At 62.1% G+C, this 22220-nt stretch carries 18 protein-coding genes; 12 read left to right on the forward strand and 6 right to left on the reverse strand.

Features of this window, described 5'->3' with window-relative positions; translation table 11 throughout:
• Nucleotides 1-552: 552 nt before the first annotated feature.
• From X757_RS1000000169725 to X757_RS148190, 3 genes are read left to right on the forward strand one after another with little or no spacing between them, the layout of a single operon-like run.
• On the forward strand, nucleotides 553-1371 hold the full coding sequence (locus X757_RS1000000169725) for an ATP-binding cassette domain-containing protein (protein ID WP_373432843.1): 819 nt from the start codon (nucleotides 553-555) through the stop codon (nucleotides 1369-1371).
• Nucleotides 1368-2372 (forward strand): ABC transporter permease, encoded by a 1005-nt coding sequence (locus tag X757_RS148195; RefSeq protein ID WP_023726632.1) that lies wholly within the window; start codon nucleotides 1368-1370, stop codon nucleotides 2370-2372. The genes X757_RS1000000169725 and X757_RS148195 overlap by 4 nt, the downstream gene beginning before the upstream one ends.
• 3 nt (nucleotides 2373-2375) lie before the next feature.
• Nucleotides 2376-3341: an ABC transporter permease gene (locus X757_RS148190; protein WP_023726633.1), complete on the forward strand. Its 966-nt coding sequence runs from the start codon at nucleotides 2376-2378 to the stop codon at nucleotides 3339-3341.
• A 183-nt stretch (nucleotides 3342-3524) separates the two neighbouring features.
• On the opposite strand, the gene X757_RS148185 is transcribed toward X757_RS148190, so the two are convergent.
• Complete coding sequence (locus X757_RS148185; protein ID WP_023706876.1) at nucleotides 3525-4889, reverse strand: Do family serine endopeptidase; 1365 nt, start codon at nucleotides 4887-4889, stop codon at nucleotides 3525-3527.
• 481 nt (nucleotides 4890-5370) lie between these two features.
• On the opposite strand from X757_RS148185, the gene X757_RS148180 reads away from it, so the two are divergent.
• The 3 genes from X757_RS148180 to X757_RS148170 all read left to right on the forward strand — a co-directional run bounded on the left by X757_RS148180 (nucleotide 5371) and on the right by X757_RS148170 (nucleotide 7595).
• Nucleotides 5371-5982 carry an ATP-dependent Clp protease proteolytic subunit gene (locus X757_RS148180; protein ID WP_023672669.1) on the forward strand — a complete coding sequence of 204 codons (612 nt, stop codon included), beginning with the start codon at nucleotides 5371-5373 and terminating at the stop codon, nucleotides 5980-5982.
• A 69-nt stretch (nucleotides 5983-6051) separates the two neighbouring features.
• Nucleotides 6052-6480 carry a GFA family protein gene (locus tag X757_RS148175; protein WP_050587750.1) on the forward strand — a complete coding sequence of 143 codons (429 nt, stop codon included), beginning with the start codon at nucleotides 6052-6054 and terminating at the stop codon, nucleotides 6478-6480.
• A 47-nt stretch (nucleotides 6481-6527) separates the two neighbouring features.
• Nucleotides 6528-7595: a M42 family metallopeptidase gene (locus X757_RS148170; protein ID WP_023696168.1), complete on the forward strand. Its 1068-nt coding sequence runs from the start codon at nucleotides 6528-6530 to the stop codon at nucleotides 7593-7595.
• A 129-nt stretch (nucleotides 7596-7724) separates the two neighbouring features.
• On the opposite strand, the gene X757_RS148165 is transcribed toward X757_RS148170, so the two are convergent.
• Nucleotides 7725-8549, reverse strand: a complete 825-nt coding sequence (locus X757_RS148165) for an SIR2 family protein (RefSeq protein ID WP_023696169.1) — start codon at nucleotides 8547-8549, stop codon at nucleotides 7725-7727.
• Between the two features lie 935 nt (nucleotides 8550-9484).
• Here X757_RS148165 and X757_RS1000000166665 point away from each other — a divergent pair.
• Nucleotides 9485-9655, forward strand: a complete 171-nt coding sequence (locus X757_RS1000000166665; RefSeq protein WP_023672674.1) for a hypothetical protein — start codon at nucleotides 9485-9487, stop codon at nucleotides 9653-9655.
• 39 nt (nucleotides 9656-9694) lie between these two features.
• Nucleotides 9695-10192: a hydrolase gene (locus X757_RS148160; protein WP_023702861.1), complete on the forward strand. Its 498-nt coding sequence runs from the start codon at nucleotides 9695-9697 to the stop codon at nucleotides 10190-10192.
• A 197-nt stretch (nucleotides 10193-10389) separates the two neighbouring features.
• Here X757_RS148160 and X757_RS148155 read toward each other — a convergent pair whose 3' ends face one another.
• From X757_RS148155 to cphA, 3 genes are read right to left on the reverse strand one after another with little or no spacing between them, the layout of a single operon-like run.
• The gene (locus tag X757_RS148155) at nucleotides 10390-11214 is read right to left on the reverse strand and encodes a cyanophycinase (protein ID WP_023682457.1); all 825 of its coding nucleotides are present in this window, start codon (nucleotides 11212-11214) and stop codon (nucleotides 10390-10392) included.
• Nucleotides 11211-12110 (reverse strand): isoaspartyl peptidase/L-asparaginase family protein, encoded by a 900-nt coding sequence (locus tag X757_RS148150; RefSeq protein ID WP_023682456.1) that lies wholly within the window; start codon nucleotides 12108-12110, stop codon nucleotides 11211-11213. The genes X757_RS148155 and X757_RS148150 overlap by 4 nt, the downstream gene beginning before the upstream one ends.
• Complete coding sequence (cphA, locus tag X757_RS148145) at nucleotides 12110-14887, reverse strand: cyanophycin synthetase (RefSeq protein ID WP_050586853.1); 2778 nt, start codon at nucleotides 14885-14887, stop codon at nucleotides 12110-12112. The genes X757_RS148150 and cphA overlap by 1 nt, the downstream gene beginning before the upstream one ends.
• A 658-nt stretch (nucleotides 14888-15545) precedes the next feature.
• Here cphA and sdhD point away from each other — a divergent pair.
• Complete coding sequence (gene sdhD, locus X757_RS148140; RefSeq protein ID WP_027050929.1) at nucleotides 15546-15935, forward strand: succinate dehydrogenase, hydrophobic membrane anchor protein; 390 nt, start codon at nucleotides 15546-15548, stop codon at nucleotides 15933-15935.
• 103 nt (nucleotides 15936-16038) lie between these two features.
• Here the strand turns inward: sdhD and ctaD are convergent, their stop codons facing one another.
• Nucleotides 16039-17697, reverse strand: coding sequence for a cytochrome c oxidase subunit I (gene ctaD / locus X757_RS148135; RefSeq protein WP_023682453.1), 1659 nt, complete (start codon nucleotides 17695-17697; stop codon nucleotides 16039-16041).
• A gap of 312 nt (nucleotides 17698-18009) precedes the next feature.
• On the opposite strand from ctaD, the gene X757_RS148130 reads away from it, so the two are divergent.
• The 3 genes from X757_RS148130 to X757_RS148120 all read left to right on the forward strand — a co-directional run bounded on the left by X757_RS148130 (nucleotide 18010) and on the right by X757_RS148120 (nucleotide 22002).
• On the forward strand, nucleotides 18010-18837 hold the full coding sequence (locus X757_RS148130; RefSeq protein WP_023726634.1) for a DUF2243 domain-containing protein: 828 nt from the start codon (nucleotides 18010-18012) through the stop codon (nucleotides 18835-18837).
• A gap of 30 nt (nucleotides 18838-18867) precedes the next feature.
• On the forward strand, nucleotides 18868-20244 hold the full coding sequence (locus X757_RS148125) for an NAD(P)/FAD-dependent oxidoreductase (RefSeq protein WP_023672682.1): 1377 nt from the start codon (nucleotides 18868-18870) through the stop codon (nucleotides 20242-20244).
• A 243-nt stretch (nucleotides 20245-20487) separates the two neighbouring features.
• Nucleotides 20488-22002 (forward strand): YdiU family protein, encoded by a 1515-nt coding sequence (locus X757_RS148120; RefSeq protein WP_023726635.1) that lies wholly within the window; start codon nucleotides 20488-20490, stop codon nucleotides 22000-22002.
• The last annotated feature ends 218 nt before the right edge of the window (nucleotides 22003-22220 follow it).

Here is a 22220-nt window from a genome sequence, read left to right on the forward strand (position 1 = left end):
CCAGGAGATCAATCTCGTACCGCTGCGCTCGGTGACCGAGAACATCTGCCTTGGACGCGAGAAGCGCCGCCGCGGCCTGCTCGACTGGAGCGCGATGCATGCGGAAGCCGAGCGCCTGCTCAGCCGCTTCTCGATCGGCATCGACGTGCGCCGCCCGCTCAGCGATTTCAACACCGCCACGCAGCAGATGGTGGCGATCGCCCGCGCCATCGGCTTTTCCGCCCGCCTCGTGATCATGGATGAGCCGACCTCCTCGCTAGACGAGCGTGAAGTCTCGGTCTTGTTCAGCGTTATCCGTCAGCTCAAGGCCGACGGCGTCTCCGTTCTGTTCGTCAGCCACAAGCTCGACGAGTNAGTTCAGACGTGTGCTCTTCCGATCTCTTGTTCAGCGTTATCCGTCAGCTCAAGGCCGACGGCGTCTCCGTTCTGTTCGTCAGCCACAAGCTCGACGAGTTGTACGAGGTCTGCGACCGGGTCACGATCATGCGTGACGGCCGCACGGTGCGAAGCGCGGCGATGAGCGACATCGGCAAGCTGGAGCTGGTCGCGGCCATGCTCGGCCGCGACGTCGCAGCCGTCGAAGGCCATGCGACCGCGTTCGGCGAACGCGATCGGTCGAGGATCGGTGATGTGCTGTTTACCGCGCAAGGGCTGGCGGCCGGCCAGTTGGTGCGTGACGTGAGCTTCGACCTGCGCCGCGGCGAGATCGCCGGCTTTGCCGGCTTGCTCGGCGCCGGCCGCACCGAAACAGCCCGCCTCGTATTCGGCGCCGACCGCCGGAGCGCAGGCGAGATGACGATGGAAGGCGCGTCCTACCATCCCGCACGTGCCGCTGATGCCATCGCCGCAGGGATGGGCTTCTGCACCGAGGACCGCAAGGCCGAGGGCATCGTGCCGGAAATGACCGTCGCGGAGAACATAACACTGGCACTGCTGCCGAAAATCAGCCGCAATGGCATCCTGAACGAGGCCCGGCAGAAGGAGATCGTCGAGCGCTTCATTCGTGAACTCGACATCAAATGCTCGGGGCCTAACCAGAAGGTCCGCGAGTTGTCGGGCGGGAACCAGCAAAAGGTGCTGCTTGCCCGCTGGCTGGCAATGAACCCGAAGCTGCTCATTCTCGATGAGCCGACGCGCGGCATCGATGTCGGGGCCAAGGCCGAGATCCAGCGCCTCATCCGCAAGCTTGCCGATGGCGGGCTCGGCGTGCTGATGATCTCCTCGGAACTCGAGGAAGTGATGGAAGGAGCCGACCGCATATTCGTGCTGCGCGAAGGAGTGAGGGTGGCCGAACTGGAAGGCCAGGCAGCCAACGAGGAGGACGTGCTCGCGGCGATGGCGCATGGCGGCGCGGCGAAGGAGGCAGCGTGAGCGATCTGGCCACACCATCCGCAGCCAACGACGCTGGAAACCGCCGCTTTGATGTGTTCGGTTTCCTGGCGCGCTACGGCACGGTGATCGCGCTTGTGCTGCTGGTCGTCTTCAACCTTGCCTATACGCGCAATTTCGCGACGCTGCAGACACTCAACGTCAACCTGACCCAGGTCTGCACGATTGTGATCGTCGCGGTGGGGATGACCCTGGTGATCGCCACCGGCGGCATCGACCTGTCGGTTGGTTCGCTGATGGCGATCTCCGGCGCATTGGCGCCGATGATCTTCATGGGCACGATCTTCCCGGTCGGAAACATCTATCTGGCGGTAGCCGTCGCGATGGTTGCCTCGATCCTCGTCGCCGGCCTGTTCGGGTTGTTCAACGGCTGGTTGGTCTCGCGCTTCCGCATCCAACCGATCGTCGCAACGCTCGTGCTGTTCATCGCCGGGCGCGGGATCGCGCAGGTTATGACCAACGGCAATCTGCAGACCTTCCGCGTGCCGCAATTCCAGTGGATCGGACTTGCCCGCCCGCTCGGCATTCCCGCGCAGGTCATCATCATGGCCGTGCTGGTTGCGGCGGCCGCTTGGGCCCTTCACCGCACGGTGTTCGGGCGAAGCATCCTGGCTGTCGGCGGCAATGAAAAGGCCTCTGAACTGGCCGGCATCGCCGTATCGAGGATCAAGCTCGCCGTCTATGCGATCAGCGGCCTGTGCGCGGGGCTAGCCGGTCTCGTCGTCATTGCGATCAACTCCTCCAGCGACGCCAATCTCGTGGGGCTGGGCATGGAACTCGACGCCATCGCGGCGGTCGCGGTGGGCGGCACGTTGTTGAGTGGTGGAAAGGCCACAATCATCGGCACCCTGCTGGGCGCACTGACCATCCAGTTGGTGCGCTACACGCTGCTTGCCAATGGCGTGCCCGACGCCGCTGCGCTCGTCGTCAAGGCCGGCATCATCGCATTCGCCGTCTGGCTGCAGCAGCAACACCGGGTGTAATTCATGAACAGCGCCAGACTGGTTCGCATCATCGGCACCTACGGTGTCGTCATCGCGCTTGCAGCCCTCGTCCTGTTCGGATTCCTGCGCTACGACCGCTTCCTCGGCCTCTTCAACGTGATGAGCGTTCTGCGCTACAACTCGATGTTCGCGCTCGTCGCGCTCGGCATGTGCTTCGTGATCATGACCGGCGGCATAGACCTGTCCGTCGGCTCCGTCGCCGCCTTGGGCAGCGTCGCTTCCGCCCTGGCGAGCCCGCACGGCATCGTAGCAGGCCTTGCAGCGGGCGTTGGCGCGGGCCTGGCAGCCGGGCTGATCAACGCGCTCCTGGTTACGCGCGGAAACCTGATGCCATTCATCGCCACGCTTGCCACCATGCTGGCCGCAAGCGGCTCGGCGCTGCTTCTGGCCGGCAACCAGACCGTTTCGGTGTCTTATGATTCGGGCTTCACCGCCATCGGCCAAGGGAATTTCTGGATTTTCCCGATTCCGGCAATCATCGCCCTGGTTGCCTATGCCGTCGGCTCAGTGGTCCTGAACTACACCAGCACGGGACGGACGGTGCTGGCCATCGGCGGTGGCGAGGATGCCTCGCGGCTGATGGGGCTGCGCACTGACCGCGTCAAATTTCTCGTCTATGTCGCAAGCGGGTGCCTGGCCGGGCTCGCCGGCGTCGTCCTCGCTTCTCAGTTCGGCGCAGGCCAGCCGATCGAGGGCGTCGGCTGGGAGCTGTTTGCCATCGCAGCCGTGGTCGTGGGCGGGACGCTGCTGACCGGCGGCTCTGGCTCGGTGTTGACCACGCTGGCCGGCGTGCTGTTGCTCGGCATCCTTTTCAACGTCCTGAACTTCGAAAACGGCATGGGCTGGATTTCGCTGTCAGCCTACTGGCAGTCGGTGATCCGCGGGCTGTTTTTGCTCGTCGTCGTCCTTCTCCAGGCACGGCTTACGGCAAGGCGCGAAACTGCCTGAGGATGGCGAGCGCCTTCGAGCACGATGGCGCTGCAGAATCAGTGCGCGTTGCGCACCCGGCCGATGAGCGCATCCCGCAGACTTTCTGCGGCGATGCTTCCCCGGTGCACCTGGGGTCCGACACCCTTGGAGCAGGATCCGCAAGCGGATCCTGGTGCAGTCACATGGCCGTCCTGGAGACGGTCATTTCCCGGCGACCGCCACGAACACGGACTGCCCCTGCCTTTCCAGCCGAAACAGGATGGGCTTGCTCTGCCGGCGAGAGTTCGCCCACTCCTCGACGATATCCGAAGGCTCCGTCACGCGGCGATTGTTGGCCGATATGATGACATCGCCGGGCTGCAATCCGCTCCGGGCGGCAAGGCCATCGGGAACCACTTCCACGACGAAGACGCCGGTTGTTCCTGATTTGATGCCTAGCTGCTGACGCGCCTGATCCGGAATCGGGCTGAGGGATAGGCCGAGGCCTTCGGCCGCCGACTTCTTGTCGGGAACAGCGCCGGTCTTCACCTCCGCATCCTTGCGCTCACCGATGACAAGCGCGATCTCCTGGTCCTTTCCCCCGTTACTCCGTGTCAGAGTGGCCTTGCTGCCAGGCTTCTGGCTAGCCGTCGCAAGCGTGAGGTCATGGACACCCTCAATGCCCTTGCCGTTGAACCGGGTGATCACGTCACCCGGCTTCAAGCCGGCTTTCTCCGCCGGGCTGCCGGGCTCGACCGAAGCAACCAGCGCGCCCTTGTCATCTTTCATCCCGAGGGCCTCAGCCAGCGACGGCGTGATGTCCTGCAGGCGGACCCCGATGAAGCCACGCTCGATCCGGCCGGTTCTGATCAACTGGTCGGCGATGCTTTGGGCGGTGCGCGATGGCACCGCAAACCCGATCCCGATGCTGCCGCCGGACGGCGAGACGATGGCGGTGTTGACGCCGATCACCTCGCCACGTGCGTTGAACAGCGGACCGCCCGAGTTGCCTCGATTGATCGACGCGTCCGTCTGGAGAAAATCGTCATACGGCCCGGCTTGAATGTCTCGCGAGCGGGCCGAAAGAACGCCGACAGTGACAGTCCCTCCGAGCCCGAAGGGACTGCCGATCGCGATTGTCCATGCGCCCGGCTGCATTGCATCCGAGTCACCCCATTTGGTCGTGGTCATGTTGGGCCGCGGGTCGACCTTCAGCACCGCTATATCGGTGGCGGGGTCACGGCCGACCAATTGCGCCGGCGCCGTTTCCTTGTCGGAAAATACGACATGGATCTCTGTCGCATCGGCAACGACATGGTTGTTGGTGACGATGTAGCCGTCGGCACTGATCACAAATCCGGAGCCAAGCGCCTCCCTCACCTGCGGCTGAACGGGTCCGAGGCCCTGGCCGTCGAACGGACTTGTAAAGTCGCCCGCCGTCGTCTGGTCCTGGACAACCTCCCGGGTCGTGATCGCGACCACGGCCGGCAATTTCTGCTGGATGATCGCTGTGAAGTCGGTCGGGGTATCCTGGGCCAGGACAGGCGCCACGCCACTGGCCGAGAGCATCAGCGCAACCGCGATCAAGCGCGTTGCAAATCGTCTTTGCATATCGTGAGACATTGCTGGACCTCCTGCCGGACAGCCCCGGCCGCTCGGCCGCGCCGCGCGGAGCCGGTGCTCCGGACGCTAGAACTGCCAACAAAGCTGTTTGTTTCAGCCCCCCGGAAAAATGGCACGGCCAGGAAAAATAGCCCGACCGCAGGGGTCCGGGAGGCAGCAGCCGGGAACCATTGAGGCCGTTGAGTTCAACCGTCCACAGGACTGGTCCCGGACGTGGCAGAAATCAGCAAAGCGACTGCGTCAGCTCCGGCAAATGCCCGATATGCCCATGGAGCCAACCTAGCGGCTGAGGTGCCTCTACCGGGCCTGGTGCGAAAAGGATCTGCAATGAAAGAGGGAGCTCCACAGCCGCCGAGAGACGCGGCTGTGATCACCACCGCTCGAACTCCCTCAAGGGAACAAAAAGGTACCAACTAAGTTCGACCCCCATAATGAGGATGCCTATATGGACCTGTTGCCCCAGTCAGCCGAACACACCGTCTCCCCGCCGCCCGCTCCAGACCTTCACCGGCTTTTGTTCGATCCAAACTTGCGTATACACGGCTTGATTGATGACACTGTCGTCACCAAAGCCTTGGACGATTTGAAAGCCGTGCGTTCCGGCGAAGACGATCTCTACGTTGAAATCGACACGCCCGGAGGCGACGCCGACGGCGCGCGACGTCTAGCTCTAGAGTTCAAACTTTTTCTGAAACACTCAGGCCGCAACGGCTACATCATTGGCAAGAATACGGTTTACTCTGCCGGGGTAACGGTCCTTGCCGCCTTCCCGAAAGCCTGCAGGTTCCTTTGCCCGCAAGCAGTCCTGCTGATTCATGAAAGAAGGCTTGAGAAAGACTTGGTTCTGAATGGACCAATTCGAAGCTGTCTTCAGATCGTTCGCGAACAACTTGCGCTGTTGGAAACGGCAGAGCGACTCGAGAATGAAGGGTTCGCCGATCTCGTCCAAGGTTCTCGAACATCGCTGGAAGAGCTGCGCGACCATGCCCTGAACAGCTGCTACCTGATGGCAGCAAGAGCTTTGGAGCTAGGCCTTGTTGAAGACATTGCCCATTAACTTGATGCCTCGATGCAAACGGCAGAGCGGAGTCCAACACGTTTCCCCTCACTCATGTCGGCGGCGACCATGAACGACGAGGTTGACAAGATAGAGCGGACCGGCGGCTGTCTTTGCGGGTCTGTGAGGTATGTTGTTACCGGCGCGCCGTTGCGCGTTGGCTTGTGTCATTGCCAGGATTGCAAGCGAACCAGCGGCAGCACCTACAGTGCCTTTGCCGTGTGGCCGCGGTCGGCTTACCAGTGCAAGGGCGAGCTTGCAGCGTTCAACGGCAGAGGTTTTTGTCCGGCATGCGGGTCGCGCGTGGTGAATCTCCGCGACGACGAAGCCGAGATCATGACCGGCACTCTCGATGATGCGCCAAACGACCTTCTCCCGACATACGAGCTTTGGACCCCCCGGCGCGAAGCCTGGCTCCACAACCTGCCTTGGGCTGACCAATTCGCGGGCGATCGCACCGAAGAAGGCCAAAATTGGCGCGAAGCCCGACGAGTATGACCATGCTCGAATGGCCCTCCACCCCGTGAACCGTGAAAGTCAGCTTGATGCGCGATGAATCACTCAAGTTCTTGAAGGAAATTGTGGCGACCCCGTCGCCGAGCGGGTTTGAGCAACCCGTAGCGGAGCTTTTCCGCGAGTATGTTCGTCCGTATGCCCACAGGTTGACGACGGACGTCATGGGCAATGTCACAGCGATCATCAATCCTGAGGCGTCTATGCGCTTCATGTATGCCGGGCACATGGATGAGGTCGGCTTCATCGTCCATTACATCGACGATGACGGCTTTCTTTTCTTCAGCACCATAGGTGGAACGGACGTTGCCACTGAAATCGGCCAGCGTGTCTGGGTGCACGGCAAGGAGCCGATCCTGGGCGTCGTGGGTCGCAAAGCAATCCAGACCTTCAAAGCCTCTGACACGTCTCAGACTCCCTCGCTGATGGAACTGTGGATCGATATCGGCGCGAGTTCGCGAGAGGAAGCGTTGAAGGTCGTAGAGGTCGGCAGCGCGGTCACTATCCACGGCGAGTTTGCGGCGCTACAGGCCAACCTTGCTGTCGGACGAGCGTTCGACAACAAGGTTGGCCTCCTCATCGGCGCCGAGGTCCTGCGCTGCCTCTCCGAGGAGGGAGGCGTTCACCCCGGCGTGGGCCTCTATATCCTGGGTACGGTTCAAGAGGAAATTGGGTCCCGAGGCGCGATGACCTCAGCGTTCAACATCGCACCTCGAACCGGCCTCGCAATCGATATGGGCGTGGCGATGGACTATCCGCGCGCTCGCGCCGAGGATCAGGGCAAACTGGACCTTGGGAAAGGGCCGGCAATCACTCAAGGCGCGAACACCAACCCGGTGGTGTTCAATCTGCTGAAGTCGGTGGCCGAGAAAGAGGGCCTACCTTATCAGCTTCAGGCGGTGGGCAGCTCAAGCCCTACCGACGCGCGTGTCATGCAGCAGAACCGAGGCGGCGTGGCAAGTGGAGTGCTCTCCGTGCCTTTGCGTTACATGCATACCCCGTCCGAAGTTGTTTGCCTGGATGATGTGCAAACGACGATTGACCTTGTTTGTGCATATTGCCGGCAATTGACGCCGGAGATCGACTTCACGCCAAGATGATCGCGGCGGGATTGATTGTGGAAGTCCTAGCTCCAACAGTCGCTGATCTGGTGCCTGTCGGCCACCGCCTGGTGCGTCGGTCACCGCGCACCTGAGAAAACCCAACTGCAGTCCACTGGGGAGCGCGCCTCAGGTCACCCCCACCGCTTCCACCAAACGCCTGAGGAAGTCCGTCAGACCGGCTTCAGGATCATCACCTGCGCCAACGAGCACCGAAATACCCCAGCGCCCAAGCACGGCCTCCTCCACAGGGTTGCGGCTGGGCATGAAGATGAACGAAGGGGGACGATCTTTCTCATATCCAGACCGGTGCCAGGTCTGCCAAAGCCGGTGCAACAGAAGCCGGATGTTTGGATCGGAGAGGCTATAGCCAATGAACAGGATCGTGCTGCCGAGAGCATCGGAGCGAAAGCGGACATCAAGGGGAGAATTGAAGGACAGGCGGTCAAGATAGTCGGTTTCGGTGAGGACAAGGGAAGAGTCCTCGTCAAAGTCGCCGTGAAATTTCACGATGTGCGTTACGCCTCGACGGGCCTGCGCAACGTGCCGTGCGTTGGCCACTTTCACGTACTCTCGACCGTGGATTTCAAAAGCGAGTTCCAGGTTCCGGTCATAGTTCGTCGTATAGATGACGGGAAAATCGAGCGTCACGATGAGTCGGTGCAATTCCGATTTCTCGATCCGTTCCTTGGCGACAGACCAGTTTCTGTCCATCCAACTGCGAAGTGGTCCGATACTGCCATGCTTGATCCGATAGTATTCGGCCAAGGTCTGAAAACGATCGCGTCGCGTGGAAAATTCATCGTCGACGCCGAGCTCCTTTGCCATTCGCTCGATGAGTTTCTCCCAAGACGGAAGTCCGACGCTGATCGATACCCCCGCCCCCACAAACAAAATTGCGCTGCGATGACGAATTGCATTGGCGAGCGAATCTATAGGATCATCATCGTTCATGGATAGGTCCTCCGAAGCCACTCGCGTGGGCCGGACCTAAAGGTGCGTGCCCCGTGCGCGAATCTTGGACTTGGTCCCGCAATTCGAGCCAGCACGGCGCACTGCGGGAGCATCGTGCCCCGCCGTCATCGACTAAATCGGATCGACCGTGCACCAGCCAGCCCAGAGGGGGCGGCCCTTGCAGTCCTGCCGAGCCGCTTGCCACCCGAACCGAGGTAGCGGCCGCGAGGACACTGGCTGTGAACTGGAACCGGCGGTGTTGCGGTTTACTGGCCACGTTGATTCAGTTCTGCGCCAGCCATATTGCGCAAAACTCTATCGAGTTTCGCATTCACCAAGAGGTTGCGCCGCTTCGCGCCGATAAAGATGGCGAGAGAGTAAATCATTGTAAGAACAGAGATCATCGTCATTCCGGCCTAAACATCAGCGGCCGGAGATGTTCCATGCGCCCGGAAATATTCCAGTGCAGGTGTTTTTAAATCGCCGAAGCTACGCGCTCAATGCGCGGTTGGTTTCGTGTCCAGGGCGGACGAATTAGCGCAAGGCGGTATTCATCCTCCTACATCGGCGGCGGACTGAAGCGAAATGCTGGTTGTGTCCCCCAGAATTGCAATGAAACGCCGATGCTTTGCATGCGGCCCGGAACAAATGCTCGCTTGCACAGTTCGAGCCATGCAGCGGTCGACCCCCGCGCTGCAAGATCGGTAGCCCGATCGCCCGCGCCGGCCCCTCCCACGGCGCGGGCTTTCGTTTGAATTCACGCTGTCGGGGTTGGAGTCGCTCCGCCGTTGTCGCGAGCCGGCTGATATACGCGCTGTCTGGGGCTCGCGCGGTGTCGGCGACATCGGCATTCGCGCAGTCCGGCAGGTCAGCCCATGCACGGGAACAACGCGGCACTGTGATGGTTTGGTGGCCTCGGAAGGTGGCAGAGAACGATGGGCAAAAAGCCCAAACAGCACGCAAAATCCACGGCGGATCGCGAAAAGGCGATCGAGGCGCTCTACTTCGCGCGCAAGTGCGGCCTTACGAAGGAAGAGGCACTCAAGATGCTCAGGGAAGCCCCGATCGGGATCGATGATGAAGCCGAAGAGCGCTCCGGCAGTTAGAGGCGACCGCCAATCGCGCATCGCAGCCGGCCGCGGCGCATGATCTTCTTCACTTCCGATACGCATTTCAACGATCCGCGCATTCTGCGCCTCGACCGGCGTCCCTTCGCCTCGTTGGTCGAGCATGACCAGGCGCTGGTTGCGTTTTGGAACGAAACGGTTGGCCCGAACGACGAGGTCTGGCACCTCGGCGATTTCGCCAAGGGTCCAGCCGAGACCGTGTCTTCACTGCTGTCGTCTCTTAACGGGTCCAAGCACCTGATAATTGGCAACAATGATGGCGCCGCCACCATTGGCGACCCGGCCTGGGCGAGCGTGCACCACTACATGGAGCTTCTTGTCGAGGGCAGCTTGCTGGTTCTGTGCCACTATCCTTTTCGCACCTGGAACCAGATCGGCAAGAGGTCGGTAAACCTGCACGGTCATTCGCACGGTCGTCTGAAGCCGATGACGCGCCAGCATGATGTCGGCGTCGACGCATGGGGGTTTCGTCCGGTAACCTTTGCTGCCATTCAGGCCAGTCGCCGGCGGGGTTAGCCCGACAGAACGCCGGGCGAGCGAAGGTCTTCAGCTTAGCGGGATTGGAGCCGACGAGAGGCCGTCTGTAATCCTGCCGGACCCGCAACAATGCGACAATTCTGGTTGGGCGACTTCAAATAGGAGAACTGCTTCATATATGCGGTTTTCGCGGTACGCGGACCGCGCCGCACCATCAGCTTGAGTGTGGCGAAGTCTTACGGAAGCCCTACCGGCCGTCGCAGCGCGAGATCGAACCCGTCGCCTGAGCTCAGCACGTGAACCCTAAGATCATGGATGGAAAGGGCGGCATCAGGCTCACCTTCCGCGATGTTGGAATGCGTCACGCCGGCTGCATCGACCAGATAGACAGCGCCGCTGCCGATGACCTTGAACATCTCGCCCTTCACCACGATCGCGGTGTCTTCATCGATGCCGATGCCGAGGACGCGCGGGTTCTGCGACACCGCCCCGATGAGCCGCCCAATGCGGCCCCGTTCCGCAAAGTGCTGGTCGATAATTACATTCGGCAGCAGGCCCAGTCCCGGCGCCATCCGAATGTGGCCGATCCGAAAGGAGGCTGCGTTCGGCCCCTTCACCATCATCGTGTCGCTCATGACCGACGCGCCCGCGGAGGTGCCGGCAATGACGCCGCCGGCTTCATAGATTTCGTGCACCCGCTCGTCGATGGGCGTGTCGCCGATCTGGCTGGTGATCCGGAGTTGGTCGCCGCCGGAGAAGAACACCGCGCTCACGTTTGCGAGCGCACTTATTTTCTTTTCATGAGCTGCCTCGAGGCGGTCGTTAACGTAGAGTTCGATGACATCCTTGATGCCCAGCTCACCGAAGGACCTCTGATACTTCTCGAGATAGCCATCCGGCTCATGAGACGCGATGGTGGCAAGCACCAGGCGGCCGTTCGGAACCAGGCTCGCTACCTCCTTCAAGATGACACGATCGCCATCATGGTCCTCGTGGCCGCCGATGATGACGAGCGTTCCAGCTTTACCGTTCGAGGATCGTTTTTTCTTCTTGTCGGTCATTTGCCCACGTCTTTCTTGCGCAGGAAAACGTGCGGGTGGTTGTCCTCGCTGGTCATGAAAGCGACTGCGAACTCCCTGCTGTTATGCGCCCATCCAGACACGCCGGTCGCGGTAAGCACGATGGCTCCGGCTTCGCCGCCGATCGCCTCGACTTCCTTGAGCGCGGGATTCAGCACCTGCTCCAGGCCGCCTTCAGCCTGTCCCGAGGACAATGCCTGCCGCGCCGAGAGTGACTGCATGACACGGGCCGCGAGAGCCTTTCGCGCAATATGCTCACCGTCTCCCGAGAAGGCGACGGCTCCCAACCGGTTGTCGGCATAGTAGCCGCAACCGGGTTGCGGAGAATCCCCCACACGACCCGGAGCACTGCCGTCCAGTCCGCCGGTCGAAGTGCCCACGGCGATGTCCCCGTACTGATCCAGGGCAACCACACCGATCGTATCCTTCGCCTCCGACTTGCTGGAGGCGTCGCGCTGCTGCGGCGTGATCAAATCCGCCGGATCGCAAAGCTCCAGCTGCTTGTCGGCGGCGAAACGCCGGGCCCCCTCCGACGCCAGCAGGATCGGCTCCTCATGCAGCATTGCCTTCGCGACACTGATTGGATGGCGCACGCCCTTGATCACTGCGACGGCACCCACATTGAAGTCCCTGCCCTCCATCAGGCCAGCGCACATCTCGACCTCGCCGTCCGAATTGAGGGCACTTCCATATCCCGCATTGAACGTCGGGTCCGCCTCGAGGATGCGACCGGCCGCTTCCACGGCATCGACCGCCGTTCCGCCGCCGGCCAGGACGGCCCGACCTGCCTCGAGTGCCTCGATGCATCCGTTGCGATGCGCCTCCTCCTCTTGCGGATCGATCTCCTTGGCGCCGCCGTGCAGGATCAGCGACCACATCAGCCAGCCCTCAGATGGCGAATATGGGTCTGATCGGGCCCTCCCCTCGAAGGCGTCGCGCCTCCGAAGCCGGTTACCTGCCGCCACACGGCTTCAACGTCGTCGACGGTCAGCACGACAAGGTCGTTTTCCCGTGCAAGCCTGAGACACACGTCGACGGCCTCCTTCTCGGGACAGACGGCGTGAATGCGGCCTGGGGCGCAGCCGGCGTTCAAGGCACCTTCCCGCAGCAAGCCGGCGATCGCTCCGGGGGCTCGGCCGCGCAGCTCCTGCTCATCCTCCTTGAAGACGATGACGTCGAATATCCGCGAAGCGATCGCGCCCATCTCGCGTATGTCGCAATCGCGGCGGTCGCCCGGTATGGCGACCAGGCCGATCGTGCGCTGATAGCCGCGCCTCATGTGGGAAACGAGCTTTCCGAGCGCCTTCAGCCCCTCCGGATTGTGCGCATAGTCGACGATGGTGCGGAAACCATGTCCGTCGAAGACGTTGAGGCGACCGGGAGATTGCTCGAACGAGGTGCCAAACTCGGCCAGCGCCGCCCGGATCGTTGCCGCCGGAACGTCGTGGCAATGCGCCATGGCGACGGCTGCCAGGCTGTTGGCAACGTTGAATTCGGCCGAACCCTCGAAGGTCGCGGGAATTTCGTCGACGCTCATCAAGAACATCGATTCCCCATCCTCGTGGATGAAAATGTCCCAGCCGTCGCTGCTGGGCTCCCGCGTCACGGCGCGGCCGCCTTCCGCCAGGTGGCTGCGCAAGAAACCGGGCCACTCGCTCCTGCTCGCCAGCGAGAAGTAGCAGATCCTGCCGCCGGCATCGCGCGACATTGCGGACGTATGGACGTCGTCGGCATTGAGAATGCTCCATCCGCCGCGGCGGACGGACTCGACCACGACCGATTTCACCTCCGCCAGGTCCTCGATTGTGTCGATGCCCCTCAGCCCGAGATGATCGCCGTGGACGTTCAGCACCGCGCCAACATCGCATGCATCGAAGGCAAGCCCTTCGCGCAGGATGCCGCCGCGTGCACATTCCAGCACCGCGACATCGACACCCGGCTCGCGCAGCACGATCCTGGCGCTCTGCGGGCCTGAGCAATCGCCTGTGATGATTCGTTCGCCGTTCAGGTACACGCCGGTGGTCGAGGTGAGCCCGACTGTTGCGCCATTCGCCTGCAGGATGTGCGCCAGCATTCTGGCAGTGGTCGACTTGCCGTTGGTCCCGGTGATCGCGAAGATCGGAATCCGGCCGTCCTTGCCGCCTTTGAAGAGAAGATCGAGCACGGGCCGTGCGACGTTGCGGGCGCGCCCCGACGAGGGTTCGAGATGCATGCGAAAGCCAGGACCGGCATTCACCTCTATGATGCCGCCGCCGGTTTCGCTCACCGGCCGTGAGATGTCGGGACAGACGAAGTCGATCCCGGCAATGTCGAGGCCGACGATCTGTGCCGCCCGCCTGGCGATCAGCGCGTTTTCGGGATGGATTTCTTCCGTTCGGTCGATCGCGGTCCCACCGGTGGAGAGATTGGCGGTGGGCCGCAAGAGCACCATTTGACCCGGCGCTGGAACGCTCGCCAGGGTGAGCTGCGATTTTGACAGGAAATGCTCGACACATTCGTCGATCTCGATGCGGGTCAATACCGAGGAATGGCCCTCTCCCCTTCGTGGGTCGCGGTTCGTCTCCTCGACGAGCTCGGCGACAGAACTCCGGCCATCGCCGACCACATGGGCCGGAACCCTCTCGGCGAGCGCCACCACCTTTCCGCCGATCACCAGGATCCTGTGGTCCGAGCCGACGAAATGCTGCTCGACTATAACGCTACGGCTGTGTTCTCGCGCCTGTTCGAAGCCCCAGCGGACCTCGTCTTCTGTTGCCAGACCGATGTTGACGCCGCTTCCATGATTGCCATCGAGTGGTTTGGTGACCACGGGGTAGCCCAGCCGTGCTGCCGCCGCGACTGCGTCCTGCGCCGATCGCACCAGCTCCCCGCGTGGCACCGGCAGGCCGGCCTGTTGCAGCAGGAATTTGGTCAGGTCCTTGTCCGAGGCGATCTCGGTCGCAATCTCGGAAGTGAGGTCGCTGCAACTGGCGCGGATCCGCTTCTGATGCTTTCCGTGACCAAACAGCACGAGGCTGCTGTCGTCGATCCGCGCGGCGGGTATGCCCCGCCTCTCGGCCTCGCGCACCAAGGAAGCAGTCGTAGGCCCCAAGGCACGCTCGGCGGCCAGACGCTTGAGCTGCTGCAGCCTGGCTGCGAACTCGAATGGCCCCTGCGTTTCCGCAATGTCGCCGAGCCCCTCGACACCATGCAGATTGGCCGGCAGCAGGCTGTCCACCAGTTCGAGCGCGACGCGTCCGGCGAGCAGCCCGACAAGCTCATCCTTGTAGGCGAACATGACGTTATAAGTGCCGGGACTGCCTTTGACCGACCGTGTCTTTCCTCGTGTCACCCGGTGACCGAGCATGCTCTGCAGTTCCAGGGCGACATGCTCGACGACGTGGCCGAGCCAGGTTCCTTCCTGCATGCGGCGGACGAAGCCGCCGGCGGCGCCATAGCTGCAGCCATGGCCCGCAAGGCCGGGCAACAGTCGGACGATTTGTTCGGAAAACCCGGGCAGTTTGTCTGTCGGGAACGCCTCAAGGGCTCCGAGGTCGATCCGAATCTGGACCATTGGCGTCATACTATAGAGGTGCGGCCCGCGAAACACGCGGGCGTCCACGACGCGGATAGGGCGAAAACGCGAGGCGCCCCGATGAATTTCTTTGTCCGACATAGTCCGTTTCTCCTGACTAACTCCGCAACATCCGGAGGATCGGTTAGTTCCCGGCTCTTTCAGCCCAAATATTTTTGCAGGAGAGAGAAACAAAAGTGGCCGTTAACATATGTTGGCCCAAGAACACCCTCTGGTCATCTCGGCCACGTGCGGTCGCTGTTCTGAGGGCTACTTATCTCTCGGGACGAGGCGGGCCAGGCATTCGCTCGTTTTCACAAGCATTCGCCGGGCACATCGCGCCCGTTGAGCTAGTGCCCGGCTTTAGCTCATGGCGACCCATTGTGCGGGTCCAGCACTGAGGCATTAATCTTCAGCACGCCTTCGGCACCCGGGAACATTTCCAGACGCGTCAGGTTTGGAACCATCCTTGCACCGGAACTACAGCCATGCAGAGTCGAAAATCGGTGAAGGCCGCGCTCGTCAAGGAGATCGACGCGGTCCGCCTTCGTATCTCGCTGCTTGAAAGCGAGCTATGCAGAGATGGCAGACCCAGGCAAATTGGATGGCGTTCAGGATACGAACTGAACGCCCACAAAGCCCGCCTTGTTCGACTGGAGACCGTGCTTGCCCACTATCCGTCGGCACCGACGGCCCGGGCATCGAAACAGCAACAGCTTGAGTTGCGCGCAAGGCAACCAAGTAGTTTTGGGGAAACGCCATGGCTGACAGACCCTCAATCAGAACTCCGCTAGCTCGAGTGCGGGGCCTTGGATCGGCGAAACACGGAACCGAAACGTTCATGCTGGAGCGGCTGACATCTGCTGCCCTGTTGATCCTTGTCATTTACATCGTCGCGGTCGTTATAATGCTGGTCGGTGAGCCTCGAGACGCCGTCCTCAGCGTCGTAGGATCGATCTATGTCGCGCCAGCCCTTATTGGCTTCATTCTCGTAAGCTGCGTTCACATGCGGCTTGGAATGCAATCGATCATCGAAGATTACTGCCATGCCACCGTGCTCAAATCGCTTCTTCTGATCGCCAATTGGTTATTCTGCTGGGCAGTCGCGCTCGCAAGCTTGTTCGCTGTGCTGTTAATCAGCTTCAGATAGCGATCCGGTTCTCAGCTGCAGCCAGCGTCTGCCACCGGCAGGCTGAAGTTCGCCTCAGCGGCGAACCGGGCTTGCTTGCGCAAAGGAGTTCGACAACCCGGCCTCATCTGATTTGCGGCAGCCTGTCCCATTGATGGAAAGGGGGTGGAGAGGTCAGCTCCCACTCCAATGTGGTAGCTCCTGGCCCCCATGGGTTCATGCCGGCGGCTCTTTGCCGGTAGAAAGCTTCCAAGATGCCGAAGAGGAAAATCACGACACTCGCGGCCGACAGGTACGATCCATACGAGGACACCATGTTCCAGCCGGCGAATGCGTCGGGATAGTCGACATAGCGACGCGGCATGCCCGCCAATCCAAGGAAGTGATGGGGGAAGAAGACGAGGTTCACGCCGACGAAGGTCGTCCAGAAATGGACCCCAGCCAGAAGCGGATTGTAGAGATATCCCGTCATTTTCGGAAACCAGTAATACCAGCCCGCGAAGATGCCGAAGATCGCTCCCAGTGAAAGTATGTAGTGGAAATGCGCGACGACGAAGTATGTGTCGTGCAGTTCACGGTCGAGGCCGGCATTTGCGAGTTGAACGCCCGTCACCCCGCCTACGGTGAACAGGAATATGAAGCCGAGGGCCCAGAGCATCGGCGTCCGCAGGCTGACCGAGCCGCCCCACATGGTTGCAATCCAGGAGAACACTTTTATCCCGGTCGGCACTGCGATCACCATCGTGGCGAAGGTGAAGTAGCGCTGCGTGTCGAGGCCTATCCCGCTGGTGTACATATGGTGGGCCCAGACGACGAAGCCGATCACCCCGATCGCCACGATTGCGTAGACCATCCCGAGATACCCGAAGATCGGCTTTCGCGAGAAGGTCGAGATCACCTGGCTGACGATGCCGAACGCCGGCAGGATCATGATGTAGACTTCCGGGTGGCCGAAGAACCAGAAGAGATGCTGGTACAGCAGCGGGTCGCCTCCGCCGTCCGGCGCGAAGAACGTGGTTCCGAAATTGCGATCAGTCAGGAGCATGGTGATGGCGCCGGCCAGCACCGGCAGAGCCAGCAGCAGCAGGAAGGCGGTGATGAGGATCGACCACACAAACAGGGGCATCTTGTGCAGGGTCATCCCCGGCGCGCGCATGTTGAAGATGGTGGTGATGAAGTTGATGGCTCCCAGGATCGAGGAGGCGCCCGCAATGTGCAGAGACAGGATGACCAGATCCACGGCGGGACCGGGATGGCCGGAGGTCGACAGCGGCGGGTACAGGAACCAGCCGGTCCCAGGGCCATAGCCGCCGGGGACGCTGGGCATGAAGATCGACAATAAAAGCAACATCAATGCCGGCGGCAGCAGCCAGAACGAGATGTTGTTCATGCGCGGGAAGGCCATGTCGGGGGCGCCGATCATGATCGGAACCATCCAGTTGGCGAAGCCGCCGATCAGGGCGGGCATCACAGTGTAGAAGATCATGATCAGCGCGTGGGCCGTGGTGAAGACGTTGTAAAGCTGCTTGCCGGCGTCGATCGCCGCGTCGCCCTGGTAACCGTAGATCATAGACGCCAGTCCGGGGAAAAACTGGATCCCGGGTTGCTGCAGCTCGATTCGCATGCTCACCGACAAGAGCATGCCGATCACCCCCGCGATGAAAGCGAAGACCAGATAGAGTGTGCCGATGTCCTTGTGGTTGGTCGAAAACAGCCATCGGGTGATGCCGCTCGGCTGATGGCCGTCGAGACCGCCCGGATCTGCCGCCGTATATTCGTTCATGACCTTCTCCGCTTGAGCCGTCCGTCGCCAGCATCGAACCGTGCTGGAACTTGATTGTTCCCTCCACCGAACCGACAGCCAGGAACATTCCACGGAAGCCGCTGTTAGGTTCCGCGCGGCCGACCCTGCGCGGCTGAGGATCGACGTCCATGCTGGCGATAATTGCTGCGACACTGGTTCTGACGACGGTGGTTGGTGGGCTGATATCCGCCTTCTGGCTCGAGGCGCGTCATGGTCTCCATGACCCCATGCCGCCGGACATGTCGGTGCGCAGGCAACTGAACGCCCCGGCCTGGAGCCGGTGGTCCTGACATGGACGCGATCACCGCGACACTCGACCCGAGAACGCGAGCCGGCTGGCTGCTGCTCGGCTTCGCGCTCGGCGGTTTCTTCGACGGCATCGTCCTGCATCAGATCCTGCAATGGCATCATCTTCTCTCGGGCGTCGCCGATCCGGTGGGTTCCGACCTGCGCTTCCAGATCATGGCCGACGGCCTCTTCCATCTTTTCATGTATGTGCTCGCCGTCGCCGGCACGGTGCTGCTGGTGGCCGCGAGGGCGGCCGGCGCGCGGCCCGGGACCACCACGGAGATCCTGCGGCTCGCCTTCGCCGGGTTCGGCGTCTGGCATGTCGTCGATGCCGTCGTGTTTCACTGGCTGCTGGGTCTGCACCGGATCAAGATGAACAGCGACTTGCCGCTCGCCTGGGATATTGCGTGGCTGGTCATCTTCGGCATCGTGCCGCTTGTGTTGGTGCTGGTGCTGCCCAACCGCGGCGGACCGGCACGCGGTGCTTCGGCAGCGCTTACCAGCATCGTCCTGCTCGCGGGATTGGCAGCCGGCGCCGGCCCGTTCTTCAACGGTGCCGCCAATTCCATCATCGTCTTTCGGGCCGGGATGGAACCGGCGGCGATGATGCGGGCCGTTGAAGTCGCCGACGCCCATCTCAAATGGGTCGACGCCAGCGGCACCATCTTGGCGGTCGACCGCGTCTCATGGCGCGGGTTGGTATCCCTTCACGCGCGCGGCGCCCTTGTGGTCAGCACGACGCCTGTCATTGCCGGTTGCCTCGCCTGGACCGATGCCGCCGGAATGAGCAGTAGCTCCAGCCAGCAGCGAGGCACTCCTGCCAGGCTATGACTTCCGGACAGGGATAGGGGAGTATCAAGCATGCAGTTCGCCACCGAGAGCAGCCACGGCCGGAGCCTGACACCGCGCATCGTCGTGGTCGGCGGAGGCTTTGCCGGTCTGGAGGTTGCCAAGGCGCTCGGCAAGGCGGAAATCGGGGTGACGATCATCGACCGCCACAATCACCACCTGTTCCAGCCCTTGCTCTATCAGGTTGCAACCGCCGCCTTGTCGGCGCCTGACATCGCCGAGCCAATCCGCAAGATCCTGGGCCGCTATCCCTCGGTTCAGGTTCTCTTCGGCGATGTCACCGAGATCGTCACCGAAGCCAGGATACTGGTGCTGGCCGATGGGACCACGGTCCCCTACGACATCCTGGTCTTGGCCACCGGTTCGCAGCCATTCTATTTCGGCCAGGAGAGCTGGGCTCGGGTTTGTCCCGGCTTGAAGACCATCGAGGACGCGCGCACGATCCGGTCACGGCTGCTGCTATCGTTCGAGCACGCGGAACGGACCACCGATCCAGTCGAGCAATCCCGGCTGATGACGATCGCCATTATCGGCGGCGGCCCGACCGGTGTCGAACTGGCGGGCTCGATCGCCGAACTCAGCCGGCACACACTGGCGCGCGACTTCCGCAACATCCGGCCCGAGAAGACAAGGATCATACTGGTAGAAGCCGGCGAGCGTCTGCTCGCCGGATTCGCCCCGGAGCTTTCCAGATATGCACGTCTGCGCCTTGAAAGCCTGGGCGTCGAGGTCGCGCTCGGCAACCGGGTCGAGGCGATAGAAGCGCATCAGATCACCGTCGGCGGCCAGGTGATCCCGGTGGCCTTGACGCTCTGGGCCGCCGGGGTGGCGGCTTCTCCGCTGGTCGCCCAGCTTGGTGTCGGGCTCGACCGCGGCGGTCGGGTGAAGGTCGAATCCGACCTGCAGGTCGTCGGCCATCCCGATGTCTTCGCGCTTGGCGACGTCGCACTGGTCCTCGATGGGAACGGCCAGCCATTGCCGGGTCTTGCCCAGGTCGCCAAGCAGCAGGGCGAGCACCTCGGCAAGGCACTGGCACGCCGGATAGATGCTGGCGATACGCTGCCCGCTTTTGTCTTCAGCAATCGAGGCAACACGGCCATTGTCGGCCGCCACGCTGCCGTGTTCGAATCGGGTAGGCTGAAACTGAAAGGCTGGTTCGCCTGGTCTGCCTGGGCGCTCATCCATGTCTACCTGCTCGTTGGTTTTCAGCACCGCGTTCAGGTCTCGATCCAGTGGCTCTGGCGCTACCTGACCTATGAGCGTGGCGCCCGGCTCATCGCCGAGGAGCGAGTCGAACCGGGTTCGAAATCATCGCCGGGAGCGGCCCCGAGAGAGCCGCTGCCAACCAAGGCAGACGCCGCCCCGGCATTGCACGCCCGCACTGACTAGATTGCCGGGTGCTCAGTTCGGAGACAGTGGCGATGCGGGGGTCAGCTCTGGATTCCGCCACGGCCCGTCGTCCCACGGCAGCCCGAACCTCGATAGTTGAGGCGGGTGGTTCCCAGCTTGTATCCGGTGCCGGCCTGATGGATCCGGATGGCACCAACGACGTTGCGTCCCTATATGAACAAATGAACACAGGCTCCTCGAAACGGGATCTGTTGAACCCCTCCTCTTCAGAGACAGCTCGTCATGACGTCACCTGCGACTGCTGAACAACCCCCGGTCATTCAGACGGGGCTTCCCGCCCTGAGCAACAGCTATGCGCAATTGCCGGAGCGCTTCTTCGCGCAAACAGATCCGAAGCCGGTGTCCGAACCGCGGCTGATCCGGTTCAACCGGCACCTCGCGGAGGAACTCCGGCTCGATGCCGACCAGCTTACCAGCCCGGATGGAGTGGCGATGCTTGCCGGCAACAGATTTCCGGAAGGGTTGCAAGCAATCGCCCTGGCCTATGCGGGCCACCAGTTCGGAAACTTCGTGCCTCAGCTTGGCGACGGGCGCGCCCTGCTGCTTGGCGAAGTGGTGGACGTCAACGGCGTTCGCCGTGACATCCAGCTGAAAGGATCGGGACCAACGCGGTTCTCGCGCAACGGTGACGGCCGCGCCGCACTCGGCCCTGTCCTGCGCGAATATGTCGTCAGCGAAGCGATGGCGGCGCTCGGCATTCCGACGACGCGAAGCCTTGCGGCGGTGCTCACCGGCGACCCGGTCTATCGCGAGGTCCGGCTGCCCGGCGCCGTCCTGACACGGGTGGCGGCAAGCCATATCAGGATCGGCACGTTCCAATATTTCGCCGCGCGCCACGACACCGAGGCGCTCAAGATACTGGCCGACTATGCCATTCAGCGTCACTTCCCACAGCTGGCGGGGGAAGCACGGCCGTACCGGGCTTTGCTGGAGGCCGTTGTCGCCGCACAGGCGGACCTGGTGGCGCGCTGGATGCTGGTCGGCTTCATCCATGGCGTCATGAACACCGACAACATGTCGATCTCGGGCGAGACGATCGACTATGGCCCATGCGCCTTCATGGACGCTTACGACCCCAGCGCGGTGTTCAGTTCGATAGACCGCGCCGGTCGCTATGCCTATGCCAACCAGCCTCGTGTCGCCACATGGAACCTTGCGCGCTTTGCCGAGACCCTGCTGCCGCTCATGAGCACGGACGAGAATGAAGCAGTGTCTGAAGCGGAAGAGGTGCTGAGGTCGTTCCAGGCCTCCTATGAGGCTGTGTTGCAGCGCGGCTTCCGCAGAAAACTCGGACTGCTGACCGAAGCGGAAGGCGACTTGCAACTCGCTGCCGACTTTCTGGACGTGCTGGCTCACGGCGAAGCGGACTTTACGCTCGGCTTTCGGCGCCTGGGCGATGACCTCGACGCTGCGGACGGCCAAGGCACGGCGCGGCAGTTGTTTAAGGATCCAGGCTCATTCGATGCCTGGTCGGCGCGGTGGCGCCAGCGCATTGCAGGCGAAGCAGCCGACACGGCCACGCGCCGTTCTGCCATGCAATCGGTCAATCCCAAATTCATCCCCCGCAATCATCGCATCGAGGCGATGATCCAGGCGGCGTTGGGCGGCGACTTCAGACCGTTCGAGGAGATCCTGGCGGTCGTCAGCCGTCCCTTCGATGAGCAGCCGGGAATGGAACGCTTTGCTGAGCCGCCACGCCCGGATGAGCGCGTCCTGCAGACATTCTGCGGTACATGAGACATTCGTGATGGTCGCTTAACATGTGCAAATGCGGAAGACCCAGTTGCAAGCTATCATCACGGGCACTCTCGTAAGGGCTGAGCTGTGACGATCATAGAATTGGCATTCGAATTGCTGGCACGGAAGCTCGTAGACCGTACCGGAATATCAGACGAAGATGCTCGAGACCTTGTCGCAGCCATGGGAGCTGACTGGTCATCGCTCGTGCGAGCAGC

Origin of the sequence: Mesorhizobium sp. LSHC412B00 (assembly GCF_000503035.1) — a bacterium.
Taxonomy (GTDB): domain Bacteria; phylum Pseudomonadota; class Alphaproteobacteria; order Rhizobiales; family Rhizobiaceae; genus Mesorhizobium.